At 73.5% G+C, this 11907-nt stretch carries 10 protein-coding genes; 5 read left to right on the top strand and 5 right to left on the bottom strand.

All coding sequences use genetic code 11. From position 1 onward, the window contains the following. Positions 1 to 37: 37 nt before the first annotated feature. The gene (locus DEJ46_RS12595) at positions 38 to 667 is read right to left on the bottom strand and encodes a hypothetical protein (protein ID WP_150266126.1); all 630 of its coding nucleotides are present in this window, start codon (positions 665 to 667) and stop codon (positions 38 to 40) included. A gap of 44 nt (positions 668 to 711) precedes the next feature. After that, entirely contained in the window at positions 712 to 1350 is a 639-nt protein-coding gene (locus DEJ46_RS12590) for a GNAT family N-acetyltransferase (protein ID WP_150266124.1), read from the bottom strand. 131 nt (positions 1351 to 1481) lie between these two features. Between DEJ46_RS12590 and lon the strand changes: the two genes are divergently transcribed. Both lon and DEJ46_RS12580 read left to right on the top strand, forming a co-directional pair. Beyond that, on the top strand, positions 1482 to 3893 hold the full coding sequence (gene lon, locus DEJ46_RS12585; RefSeq protein WP_150266123.1) for an endopeptidase La: 2412 nt from the start codon (positions 1482 to 1484) through the stop codon (positions 3891 to 3893). A gap of 85 nt (positions 3894 to 3978) precedes the next feature. Beyond that, positions 3979 to 4563 carry a DUF4240 domain-containing protein gene (locus DEJ46_RS12580; protein WP_150266121.1) on the top strand — a complete coding sequence of 195 codons (585 nt, stop codon included), beginning with the start codon at positions 3979 to 3981 and terminating at the stop codon, positions 4561 to 4563. Here the strand turns inward: DEJ46_RS12580 and DEJ46_RS12575 are convergent. After that, positions 4560 to 5444 (bottom strand): lytic polysaccharide monooxygenase, encoded by an 885-nt coding sequence (locus tag DEJ46_RS12575; RefSeq protein ID WP_150266119.1) that lies wholly within the window; start codon positions 5442 to 5444, stop codon positions 4560 to 4562. The genes DEJ46_RS12580 and DEJ46_RS12575 overlap by 4 nt on opposite strands. Positions 5445 to 5681: 237 nt before the next feature. Then, entirely contained in the window at positions 5682 to 6512 is an 831-nt protein-coding gene (locus DEJ46_RS12570) for a lysozyme (protein WP_150266117.1), read from the bottom strand. A gap of 216 nt (positions 6513 to 6728) precedes the next feature. Between DEJ46_RS12570 and DEJ46_RS12565 the strand changes: the two genes are divergently transcribed. Further along, a complete protein-coding gene (locus DEJ46_RS12565; protein WP_150274357.1) occupies positions 6729 to 7211 on the top strand; it encodes a MarR family winged helix-turn-helix transcriptional regulator in 483 nt (160 codons plus the stop codon). Between the two features lie 36 nt (positions 7212 to 7247). On the opposite strand, the gene DEJ46_RS12560 is transcribed toward DEJ46_RS12565, so the two are convergent. Beyond that, entirely contained in the window at positions 7248 to 8045 is a 798-nt protein-coding gene (locus tag DEJ46_RS12560; protein WP_150266115.1) for a protein phosphatase 2C domain-containing protein, read from the bottom strand. 359 nt (positions 8046 to 8404) lie between these two features. On the opposite strand from DEJ46_RS12560, the gene DEJ46_RS12555 reads away from it, so the two are divergent. Both DEJ46_RS12555 and DEJ46_RS12550 read left to right on the top strand, forming a co-directional pair. Then, entirely contained in the window at positions 8405 to 11410 is a 3006-nt protein-coding gene (locus tag DEJ46_RS12555; protein ID WP_150266113.1) for a nitrate- and nitrite sensing domain-containing protein, read from the top strand. Next, entirely contained in the window at positions 11407 to 11898 is a 492-nt protein-coding gene (locus DEJ46_RS12550) for a roadblock/LC7 domain-containing protein (RefSeq protein ID WP_150266111.1), read from the top strand. Before DEJ46_RS12555 ends, DEJ46_RS12550 begins: the two co-directional genes overlap by 4 nt. Positions 11899 to 11907 lie beyond the last annotated feature (9 nt).

Here is an 11907-nt window from a genome sequence, read left to right as displayed (position 1 = left end):
GGACCCCGGTTCGGTTCACGGTGGTCCGGGTTCCGGCTCAGGGGCTCGTCGGCGGGCCGCCTTCCGGCAGGGCCGCGAAGACGCGCCGGAGGGCCGCGGGGCGTTCGCCGTCGCCCGCGACGACGAGGCGGTGGCGGTAGGTGATGAAGTACTGGAACCCGTCGGCGATCGGGCTCCCGGTCGGCCGGTTCGGCACGCGCGCGTACGCCGGGTCCTCCAGGGCTGCCCGCAGCTCGGCGGCCTCGGCGGGCGTCTGCTGCCCGGTGCGGGGAGGCTTGGTGCCGGAGCGGCTGGTCCAGCTGCCGCCGTAGTGGACGACGAGCTCGTTGCGGACCCCGGCGAAGCCGCCGCTGACGACCACCTCGACGAGGACCTCGCCGGGCCGGGGTTCGGCAGGGGGCGTGGTCGGGGTCGTACTCGGCGTCGGGGCCGTGGTCGTACTCGTGCCCGTGGCCGTACTCGTGCTCGCTTCGGGTGTACGGGTCGCAGTGCCCGACGTGCCCGACGTGTCCGGCGCATTCGGAGCCGGAGACACGGTCGCCCCCGATGCCGGTCCGCCCGGCGCGGGCGGCGTCTCGGGCCCGCACGCGCTCGTGCCGCCGGCCAGGACCACCGCCAGCAGCAGGGCCCCGCACCACTTCCCCCGTACGCCTCGGCCTCGCACCATGGATCGAGCATGCCCCGTACGGGGTGCCCGGCGCAGCCGGACGGTCAGGTTCCCGACCGGACGATCCCGGTGAGGGGCCCGCGGTAGCGCCAGTCGAGGGAGTCGTACAGCGCGAGGCCGTCCGTGGTCGCCGCCAGCACCCCGGTCTCGGCGCCGGCCTGTGCGGCGGCCGCCTCCAGCGTGCGCATGACGTTCGCGCCGAGGCCGCGCCGCCGGTGCGCGGGGTCGGTCTCGATCTGGTCGGCGACGGCGGTGGAGCCGGTCGGGGCGATCTGGCCGCGCGCGGCCAGGGTGCCGTCCGGGGCGAGGACGCGGACCCGGATGACCCCGTTCCGGACCTCGGTGGTCCGCGCGTACCCCTCCGGAGGCGCGGGGCGGGCGCCCGGGTCCAGCGGCTTGACCATCATGAAGCCCGGGTCGTCGGGGACCGTCCACCCCTCGGTGATCCACGGCGCCACCTCCTCCGGCGCCGCCATCACCTTGAGCCAGCTGTACGGCTCGGTGAGCCGCTCGCAGAGCGCGCCGACGGAGTCCGCGTCGGGGGCGGGCAGCACGTGCCGTACGACATGCCGCGGCAGGCCGACGTCGATCCGGTAGCCCCAGGGCTCGACGACGGCGGCCGGGGTCCCCCGGGAGACGGTCCACCCGGCCACCCACACGGAGGTAATGGCTGCAATATCCATAGAGGCATTACATCGGCAGCTCACGGCTCCGCGGAAGAGTGATCGCTCAGAGCGAACTACGGCTGGGGAACATTCCTGGGCTCATGTGCATTGAGTCCGTACAGCTCAACTTGACTGCCGAAGGGGAGATCATGGCTTCTGCGTCCAAGGCGTCCGCGCCGCTCACTCTGCCTGTGCTGCCGCTCGACGACGAGGTCGTGCTGCCCGGAATGGTGGTGCCGCTGGACCTCTCCGACAACGACGTACGGGCCGCCGTCGAGGCCGCCCAGGCCGCCGCCCGTCCGGGAGGCGGCAAGCCGCGGGTGCTGCTCGTGCCCCGCGTCGACGGGACCTACGCGGGGACCGGTGTCCTCGGCACCGTCGAGCAGGTGGGGCGGCTGTCCGACGGCGACCCCGGCGCGCTGATCCGCGGCCTCGGCCGCGTCCGCATCGGCGCCGGCACGACCGGACCCGGCGGCGCCCTGTGGGTCGAGGGAAGCACCGTCGAGGAGGCCCTGCCCGACCCGCTGCCCGGCTCCGTGAACGAGCTGGTCAGGGAGTACAAGGCACTCGCCACCAGCTGGCTGAAGAAGCGCGGCGCCTGGCAGGTCGTCGACCGCGTCCAGCAGATCGACGGCGTCGGCGCCCTCGCCGACAACTCCGGCTACTCGCCCTTCCTCACCGTCGAGCAGAAGGTCGAGCTCCTGGAGACCGCCGACCCGGTCGCCCGCCTCAAGCTCGCCACCGCCCAGCTCCGCGAGCACCTCGCCGAGCAGGACGTCGCCGAGACCATCGCCAAGGACGTCCAGGAGGGCGTCGACAAGCAGCAGCGCGAGTTCCTGCTCCGCCGCCAGCTCGAAGCCGTCCGCAAGGAGCTCCGCGACCTCAACGGCGAGGCCGAGGGCGACGAGTCCGACGACTACCGCGCCCGCGTCGAGGCCGCCGACCTGCCCGAGAAGGTCCGCGAGGCGGCCCTCAAGGAGGTCGAGAAGCTGGAGCGGTCCAGCGACCAGTCCCCGGAGGGCTCCTGGATCCGCACCTGGCTCGACACCGTCCTCGAACTGCCCTGGAGCGAGCGCACCGAGGACCGGTACGACATCCCGGGCGCCCAGGCGGTCCTCGACGCCGAGCACGCGGGCCTGGAGGACGTGAAGGAGCGCATCACCGAGTACCTCGCCGTGCGCAAGCGGCGGGCCGAGCGCGGCCTCGGCGTCGTCGGCGGCCGCCGCGGCGGAGCCGTCCTCGCCCTCGTCGGCCCGCCCGGCGTCGGCAAGACCTCGCTGGGCGAGTCCGTCGCCCACGCGATGGGACGGAAGTTCGTCCGCGTCGCCCTCGGCGGCGTCCGCGACGAGGCCGAGATCCGCGGCCACCGGCGGACCTACGTCGGCGCCCTGCCCGGCCGGATCGTCCGCGCCATCAAGGAGGCCGGGTCCATGAACCCGGTGATCCTGCTCGACGAGATCGACAAGGTCGGCTCCGACTTCCGGGGCGACCCGGCCGCGGCCCTCCTCGAAGTCCTCGACCCCGCGCAGAACCACACCTTCCGCGACCACTACCTGGAGGTCGAACTCGACCTCTCCGACGTCGTCTTCCTCGCCACGGCCAACGTCCTCGAAGCCATCCCCGAGGCGCTCCTCGACCGCATGGAGCTGGTCAGGCTCGACGGGTACACCGAGGACGAGAAGGTCGTCATCGCCCGCGACCACCTCCTCCCGCGCCAGCTGGAGCGGGCCGGCCTGGAGCCCGGCGAGGTCGTCCTGGAGGACGCGTCCCTGCGGAAGCTCGCCGGCGAGTACACCCGGGAGGCGGGCGTCCGCACCCTGGAGCGCGCCATCGCCCGGCTGCTCCGGAAGGTCACGGCCCAGCACGAACTGGGCGACCGCGAGCTGCCGTTCACGGTCACCCCGGAGGACCTGCGGGACCTGATCGGCCGGCCGCACCACGTGCCCGAGTCGGCCCAGGACCCGGCCGAGCGGCGTACGGCCGTGCCGGGCGTCGCCACCGGACTCGCGGTGACCGGCGCGGGCGGAGACGTCCTCTTCGTGGAGGCTTCCCTCGCCGACCCGGAGACCGGCGCCGCCGGGCTCACCCTCACCGGCCAGCTGGGCGACGTGATGAAGGAGTCCGCGCAGATCGCGCTCTCCTTCCTCCGCTCGCACGGCGCGGAGCTGGAGCTGCCCGTCACCGGACTCAAGGACCGGGGCGTGCACATCCACTTCCCGGCCGGGGCCGTCCCCAAGGACGGGCCGAGCGCGGGCGTCACGATGACGACCGCCCTCGCGTCCCTGCTGAGCGGCCGCCAGGTCCGTACGGACGTGGCCATGACCGGCGAGGTCTCCCTCACCGGCCGGGTCCTCCCGATCGGTGGCGTGAAGCAGAAGCTGCTCGCCGCGCACCGGGCGGGCATCACGACGGTCGTGATCCCCAAGCGGAACGAGGCCGACCTGGACGACGTCCCGGCCGAGATCCTGGAGAAGCTGGAGGTCCACCCGGTGACCGACGTCCGGCAGGTCCTGGAGATCGCGCTCGCTCCGGCGGCGGTTCCGGTGGCCGTCGCCGCGTAACTCCCCGGCCGTGAGCGGGGTGTCCTTCGGGGGCACCCCGCTCCGGCGTGTCCGGATGTCAGTCGGGGGTGTCATGCTCGTACGCATGAACGACGACGCCTTCTGGGCTCTCATCGACGAGTTGGGCGGCCGCCCGGGTGACCGGGACGAGCGGCTGGAGTGGCTGCGGGTGGAGCTGACACGGCGCCCGGCGGCCGAGAGCGTGGCGTTCCAGGTGTGTCTCGAGGAGGCGTGCGAGCGGGCGGACACCCGCGCGGTCTGGAAGGCGGCGAACCGCGTCGAGGGCGGCGGCTGCACGGAGGACGCCTTCCACTACTTCACGCTCTGGCTGGTCGGCCAGGGGCGGAAGGTGTACGAGTCGGTCGTCGCCGACCCCGACGCCCTGGCCGACGTGCCCGGGGTCCGGGCCCTCGTGGGGCGACACCGGGACGAGTGGGACGACGACGAGTGGCCCGAGTGGGAGGAGCTCGACTACGTCGCCCAGGACGCGTTCGACGAGCTGACCGGCCAGGAGGACGACGAGGGGGACGAGTTCCTCGACGCGGTCGAGGAACTCGCGGACGAGCGGGGCGAGCGGGAAGAGGACGACGTGCCCCTGGGGTCTCGGCCGGAGGGGTTGGCGATACCCCGGCTCACCGCCCTCTTCCCGCTCGGGTCGTCCGGCTCCTAGGAGGCGGACGGGTTCCGGCGGCGGCCCAGGAGCAGGGTGCCCCCGGCGAAGGCGGCGAGGGCGCCCGCGCCCGCGAGCGCCAGGGGGAGCGGCGAGGAGGGGGCGCCGGTGGCCTCGGCGGAGAGCGCCGGGGCCTGCTCGTCGCCGCCGTGGCCGGCGTGGCTGACGGTGGACAGGTCGGCGCCCGCGGCGATCTTCGCCTCGGTCGGGGCCTGGGCCGTGAGCTGGGCCGGCGCCGCCGCCGTACCGCCGAAGGTGACGTCCGAGCAGCTGTAGAAGGCCTCGGGGCTGTCGTTGCGCTGCCACACCTTGTAGACGATGTGGCGGCCGGTGCGGGCCGGCAGGTTGCCCGTGAAGTTGTAGTAGCCGTCCGTCGCCGTGCGGGTGGTGTTGTGGACGGCGACCGGGGTCGCGTCCAGGTCCGACCACTTCAGGGGCTGCGTCGGGTCGAAGCCGGCCTTGGTGATGTAGACCGTCATCGTGCCCGAGTGGGCCGCCGTCACGCGGACCTTGAAGTCGAAGGAGCCGGCCGCGACCGCCGTCGCCGGCCAGTCGGTGCGCGCCCAGTCCAGCGCCCGGTACTTGGCGCGGTTCGCCGAGCAGAGCTTGCCGTCCGGGATGAGGGCCTGGTGCTGCCCGTCGGCGTTGGCGATGTTGACCTCGTTCCAGTCGTAGAGCGGCTGGGTGCCGGAGTCGGCGACGAGGTCCTTGCACACCTGCGACTTGGGCGTCTCGGGGCCTTCGGCGTAACAGGCCGCCACCCGGCTCACGGGGTTGAAGACGGCGCCGTGGGCACCGGCCGTGGAGGGGGTGAGGCCGACGAGGGCGGCCGCGGACAGGGCGGAGGCGGCGACGGCGGAGGTGCGGCGGTACGAGGGCATGCGGGGGCTCTCTCTCGTGCGTGGGGGGATACGGAACGAGCAACGCGCGCTGGGTGCACGGAAGTTGAATTCCGCGCGACCGCCGTAGAGCGTCGCATTGGTCCATACCAATGGGCAAGGGGGAGGGCGGAAAAAGCCGAAGCGGCCCTCCGGGGTGCCGCACACCCGGAGAGCCGCCGTCGTCGCGAGGAGCGAGGAGCGAGAAGGGGAGAGGGAGGAGAGGGGGAGGGCGCCGGGTCAGCCGTTGGCGAGTGCCTGGACGCGCGAGAGGTCGCCGTTGAAGTGGTTGTGGTCGCCGACCGTCGGGCCCGAGGACGTGTACTGCCACATCGTGTAGTACTGCCAGCCGGCCGGGAGTTCGCCCACGGTCGAGGCGTACCGCGCGATCCAGAGCGGGTTCGTCGCGGCGAAGCCGGAGTAGTTGCCCGTGCACTGGGTCCACCAGCTGGTCGCCGTGTAGATGACCGCGTCGCGCCCGGTCCGGTACTTGTACCGGTTCAGGAAGTCGCGGATCCAGGTCACCATCCCGGACTGGGTCTTGCCGTAGCAGGTCGCGCCGTACGGGTTCCACTCGATGTCGAGGACGCCCGGCAGGGTCCTGCCGTCCTTCGACCAGCCGCCGCCGTTGTTGACGAAGTAGTCGGCCTGGGCGGCGCCGGTCGTCGTGTCCGGGGTGGCGAAGTGGTACGTGCCCCGGATCATGCCGACGTTGTACGAGCCGTTGTACTGCTGCGTGAAGTAGGTGTTCTTGTAGTACGTGCCTTCCGTCGCCTTGACGTAGGCCCACTTGACCCCGCTGTTCCACAGCGTGGACCAGGCGACGTTCCCCTGGTGGCTGGAGACGTCCACGCCTTCCGTCTGGACGGCCTGGACCGAGATCCCGCCGGGCTTGCCGTCGCGGCCGTCGTGCTTCAGGACGCCCATGCCCATGGAGGCGGAGCCGCGCACGGGCTCCTGCCGGGCACCCGGGTCCTGGGCGGCGCCGGCGGAGCCGGCGAGGGGGAGGAGGAGGGCCAGGGCCGCGAGGGCGGCGCCGGCGAGGGTCGTTCCGGATCTGTGCACACGCATGCGTGCCTCCGAAAGGCGGTGGGGGACCGGTCGACATGTCTGGTGTGAACATGTCAGGCATGACGCTACGCACGTAGACCCGTCCGGCGGAAGGGGGGCCGGATACCGCCGTTGGTCTACTCCTGCGAAATACTGAAGGAGCTGCGGCGATGGCCGTGGAGGGAAGAAACTTTCAGCGGCCGGGACGTCGCCGGAGAACGCGTGGGAGGTGCTGACGTGCACGGAAGCGGTACGGAAAGTGAAGGCCGGGCCGTCACGCCCCCCGGGGTGGACCCGGAATTCCTCGCTCTCGAACGGGAACTGGCGGTCTTCCTCCGCCGCGCCCGCGCCCAGTCCGGCGAGATGGCCCGCGAGGTGCACCCCGAACTGGAGCCGGCCGCCTACGGGCTCTTCGTGCGTCTCGACGACGCCGGCCCCCAGCGCGCCACCGAACTCGCCGGGTACTTCGGCGTCGGCAAGGCGACCATGAGCCGCCAGCTGCGCGCGCTCGAAATGCTCGGACTCGTCGTCCGCGACCCCGACCCCGCCGACGGGCGCGCCTCACTGGTGCGGCTCACGGAGGAGGGCCGCGACCGCTTCCGGCACGTCCGGGACGCCCGCCGCGAGCGGTACGTCCGCAAGCTCGTCGACTGGGACCGCGCCGAGGTGGCCGAACTGGCGAGACTGCTCCACCACTTCAACGTCCGCTCCGAGGGCTGACGCGGAGCCCCGGGAGGGGCATGAGCAGGGGCGGCCTCACCCGAGGGCGTCGCGCAGTTCCGCGTACACCGCCGTCGCGTCGTCATGCCTCTTCCAGCGGCGCAGGCCGCCCGCCTCCGCGTCCGCCCTCTCCAGCGCCCGCACCCGCCGGAGCAGACCCGAAGGGCCCTCCGCGCGCAGGACGCCGAAGCACTCGGCCCAGTCGCCCGCGCCGAACAGCTCCACCCAGCGGCTCGCCCCGTCCGTGAGCGCCGCCAGGGCCCGTACCTCCGCGCGCGGGGTCGTCCCCGTCACGGCCAGCGCGGCGACCGACGGGTCGGCCGCCGCCGTGAAGAAGCCGCCCTCCCGGTTCCGCAGCCGGTCCGTCGCCTCCAGGGAGCGCAGGATCTCGTCCGGGACCCGGTCGAGCCGGTCGTCGAGCACCGCCCGGACCGAGCCGTCGGGCGCTTCCAGGAGGAGAGCGGAGTCGGAGAGGACGAGATGTTCGACCGAGGCCTCGTCCCAGCGTGCGAGGACCACCGTCGCCTGGGGCGTGCGCACGTGAGAAAGGTCACAGGTGTCGCGATGGGCTTCCGCGGTGCGCCGGATTGCCGCGGACAGGATCTCCGGCAGGGGCATGTCCGGGCGGGAAGCGGACAGTTCGGTCAAAGCCCCGCCAAGGCGAGCGGTGAACCACGGCACGGTGTGCACACAACCGTCATCACCGGCCGGTGGTGTGACGCCGTCGAGGAGGACGACCGTCCCCCCGCCGCCCGAGGCGGGCAGAGCTGCGGCTGCCCAGTCCTCGTTGGGGCGTTCGGGGCTGCCGGGGAGGGTGGCGACGTCGCTGCGCATGACGCCCAGTGTGCCCGCCCGGCCGCACTCCTTCACGGCACCTCCAAACGGCCGTAAAAGGCCTGTACCAACCGGCCGGAGGCGGCGAGAGAGGCGGAACCGGGACCTCCGCAGAGCTGCGGGCGGGCATCCTGCCAAAGCCCGCGCGGAAGATCCAACCGGGGGCCCCCGGAGGGCCGTGGCCCCCGTCCTGGAGAGTTGTTCGCCAACTCATGAGTGTTGTTCACTCGTTCGGGTGGCGGAGCGGCCGATGCGCGTCCCCTTCCCAGAACCGCTGGAATGGTCGGAAGCCGTACCAGGGGTGGGGGCGCTCCACGTGACCGGCCGTCACCTCTGCTTTGTGGGCGGACGAGTCAAGAATGCGAGCACCGGTGGAGAAGAAGCGGCCTCGGAGCAAGAACGGCGCGCGGAGCCAGACCCCCGGTTCAGCGCCGACCCCGGTCGGCACCGCAGCCACGCCCGACGGCGGCCACCCCTCGGAGCCCGCCGCGTCGCCCGCCCCGCAGCCCCCGGCCGGCCGCTCCAAGCGCGTCCGCAACCGCCTTGTCGCCGGCGTCGCCCTCGTGGGCGTGACCGTCCTCGTCGCCGGCGCCCCCGCGATCCTCACGGCCTCCGCCGAGCTGTCCGACTCCCAGCGCCTGGTCACCCTCGCCGAACTCGACCGGCAGGCCGTCACCCTCGCGCACTCCCTCGCCGACGAGCGCGACGAGGTCGTCGCCTACATCGCCGCAGGCCGCGACGCGCAGACCGGCGCCGCCAAGGACAAGCGCCAGATCACCGACACCCGGTCCACCCGCGTCGACCGCCAGATCGACGAGATCCGGCCCGCGGCCGCCACCGAACTCCGCCGCGACCTCGCCGGCGTCCCCTCCATCCGCCGCGCCGCCCTCACCGGCAAGGGCACGGCCCTGGAGGCCCACAAGGCGTACACGGACGTCATCGGCAAGCTCCAGGCCCTCTCCGACGAACTCGCCGAGCAGACCCCGCCCCGCGCCGCCGGCAGCGCGCTCACCGAGGCCACCCGCGCCCCCGCCGCCCTCGGCCGCGCCGTCGAACAGGCCTCCGCCACCCGCGGCCTGCTCGTCGCCGCGCTCGCCGTGCCGCAGCCCGAGCCGACCGGCGAGGTCCACTACGACCCCGCCACCGGCACCTACGTCCCGGACGTCCCCGAGGGCGCCGACGAGGCCGAGCGCGCCCGCGACGCCCTCACCGCCGCTGCCCAGCTGGCCCGCGTCCGCGAACTCGCCGCCCTCGGCGACTTCGACCAGGCCGCCGGCTCCGCCGCCCGCGACGCGATCGCCACGACCGTCACCGGCCCCGACGTCAAGAGCGCCGAGCGCTCGCTCGCCACGCTCACCGACCAGCCCCGGCTGACCGAGGCCGAGAGCGGTACCGACCCGGCCGGCCTGGAGGCCGCCCTGTCCGCCCGCATCGAGCAGATGCGCGGCGTCGAGTCCCGCCTCGCCGCCGAGCGGGTCGAGCACTTCGCCGCCCTCCGGGACGACGACGTCACCGCCCTCGAACTGCGCATCGCCTTCCTCGGCGGCTGCCTCGTCGTCGCGATCGGCATCTCCACGTACGTCGCCCGCACCCTCACCCGGCCGCTCGCCGTGCTCCGCATCGGCGCCGCCCGGCTCGCGGCGGCACCCGAGCCGCACACCGAGGAGCCGGTCCGCTTCACCGGCCGCAACGACGAGTTCGCCCAGGCCGTCCGCTCCCTCAACACCCTCCACGGCAAGCTCGCCGGCCTCGCCGCCCACAGCGCGCGGCTCACCCGCGAGAACGCCGAACTCGCCGCCGCCAAGGAGTCCGTCGGCGCGGAGCTGGCCGCCCAGCGCGCCGACCTCCAGGGCCGGGTCGCGCTCCTCACCGCCGACCTGGAACGCCTCAAGGACACCGTCCACCACACCTTCGTGAACCTCTCGCTGCGCAGCCTCGGGCTCGTCGAGAGGCAGCTCGGCGTCATCGAGAAGCTGGAGGAGCGCGAGCAGGACCCGGACCGCCTCGCGACGCTCTTCCGGCTCGACCACCTGGCGACCGTCATGCGCCGCCACAGCGAGAACCTCCTCGTCCTCGCCGGCCACGAGCACGTCCACGGCCACGCCGGACCCGTCCCGCTCGTCGACGTCCTGCGGGCCGCCGTCAGCGAGATCGAGCGGTACGAGCGGGTCACCATCCAGTCCCTGCCGCCGCACGCCCAGGTCGCCGGCTTCGCCGCCGACGACCTGAGCCACCTGATCGCCGAGCTCCTGGAGAACGCCACGTCGTTCTCGCCGCCCGACGCCGAGGTCCAGCTCTCCGGCTGGCTCCTGGAGACCGGCGAGGTCATGCTCTCCGTCCAGGACGCCGGCATCGGCATGACCGGCTCCCGGCTCAACGAGCTCAACGCCCGCCTCGCCGAGGCCGACCCGGACGCCTTCGAGGGCGAGGGCCTCGGCATGCGGGTGACCGCCCTGCTCGCCGCCCGCCACGGGGTCCGCGTCGAGCTGCGCGAGCAGAAGCCGGGCGGCATCGCGGCCGTCGTGGTCCTGCCGCTGCCCCTGCTGCCCACGGCCCCGCCGACCGTCGTGTCGGAGCCGGTACGGGTGGCGGGCGCGGCGCCCACGCTCCACCTGCCGGGCTCGGCGGCGGAGGCCAACTCCAACACCCTGCCGTCCCGGAACCGCGACCCGCTGGTGGAGGCCGCGGAGCGCGCGTTCCTCGCGGCGGAAGCGGAAGCGGAAGCGGAAGCGGAAGGGGAAGCGGAGGCGGGAGCAGAAGCGGAAGCCATGGCGGAAGCGGAGGCCGCGCCCGTAGAGGCGTACGAGCCCGCGCCCGTAGAGGCGTACGAGCCCGCGCCCGCGGAGGCGTACGGGCCGGCGCCCACCGAGACGTACGAGCCCGCCGGATTCGGGGAGTCCGTCTCCGAGACGACGCTCCAGGTCCGGCTGCCCGACCCGCAGCCCGAGCCGGACGCCCATGAACGCGCCGCCGACGGAGACCCCGTCGCCGTCGCCGTCGCCGACGTCCCCGCCACGCCCGCAGCCGTCCCCGACGCGCCCGCCGCCCCCGAACCGGTCTCCGACCAGCCGGTTCCCGGACCCCGCGCCGCCCAGTGGGAGCGGGTCACCGACAAGGGACTCCCCAAGCGCACCCCGCAGGTGGTCCGCCAGCCCGGCGCCCCCACCGCTCCCCGTAAGGGAGGCGTGGACGCCGAGGCCCTGCGCCGCCGGCTCGGCGGCTTCCACCAGGGCGCCAAGGCCGGACGCCGGGACGTGGAGGCCGAGATCGGGACGGAGACGGACGCGGCGGCGCGGATAGCCGCCGCAAGGCCTGCACGTACAGAGGAGATGACGGGGGACACAGTCGAGGAGGCACGCAGTTGACTGCGACGGGAACGTTCGGACTGAGCACGGAGGCCCGCAACCTGCAATGGCTGCTGGGCAATCTCGTGGAGGAGGTACCGGGAGTCCGCTCGGTCGCCGTCGTCTCCTCCGACGGGCTGATGCTGCTCTCGTCCGACCCGGCCGTGCAGCAGGCCGGCGCGGCCGCAGCCGACGCCGTCCGGCCCGAGGGGCCGCGCGGCTCCAGCGCCGACCTGGCCACCATCGTCTCGGGCATCGGCAGCCTCACCATCGGCGCCGCCCGGCTGATGGACGGCGGCGGGGTCAAGCAGACCATGGTCGCGATGGAGGACGGCAGCGTCTTCGTGATGTCGATCAGCGACGGCTCGCTGCTCGGCGTGCACGCCACCCCTGACTGCGACATGAGTGTCGTGGCGTACCACATGGCGCTCTTCGTGGGCCGCGCCGGACACGTCCTCACCCCCGAAGTCCGCAGCGAGCTGCGTAAATCGATGGAGAGCAGCCAGTGAGGGAGAGCA

It is taken from the genome of Streptomyces venezuelae (genome assembly GCF_008642375.1).
In the GTDB taxonomy this organism is placed as follows: Bacteria; Actinomycetota; Actinomycetes; order Streptomycetales; family Streptomycetaceae; genus Streptomyces; species Streptomyces venezuelae_G.
Note: the sequence above shows the minus strand (reverse complement) of the source record. Positions and strands in the feature narration are given on the sequence as shown.

What these genes read in the sequence shown, in the direction of transcription:
- DEJ46_RS12570 (WP_150266117.1), bottom strand. Translation starts at nt 6,512, where the DNA reads ATGCGTGTGCACAGATCCGGAACGACCCTCGCCGGCGCCGCCCTCGCG.
- DEJ46_RS12575 (WP_150266119.1), bottom strand. Translation starts at nt 5,444, where the DNA reads ATGCCCTCGTACCGCCGCACCTCCGCCGTCGCCGCCTCCGCCCTGTCC.
- lon (WP_150266123.1), top strand. Translation starts at nt 1,482, where the DNA reads ATGGCTTCTGCGTCCAAGGCGTCCGCGCCGCTCACTCTGCCTGTGCTG.
- DEJ46_RS12555 (WP_150266113.1), top strand. Translation starts at nt 8,405, where the DNA reads ATGCGAGCACCGGTGGAGAAGAAGCGGCCTCGGAGCAAGAACGGCGCG.
- DEJ46_RS12580 (WP_150266121.1), top strand. Translation starts at nt 3,979, where the DNA reads ATGAACGACGACGCCTTCTGGGCTCTCATCGACGAGTTGGGCGGCCGC.
- DEJ46_RS12595 (WP_150266126.1), bottom strand. Translation starts at nt 667, where the DNA reads ATGGTGCGAGGCCGAGGCGTACGGGGGAAGTGGTGCGGGGCCCTGCTG.
- DEJ46_RS12560 (WP_150266115.1), bottom strand. Translation starts at nt 8,045, where the DNA reads ATGCGCAGCGACGTCGCCACCCTCCCCGGCAGCCCCGAACGCCCCAAC.
- DEJ46_RS12590 (WP_150266124.1), bottom strand. Translation starts at nt 1,350, where the DNA reads ATGGATATTGCAGCCATTACCTCCGTGTGGGTGGCCGGGTGGACCGTC.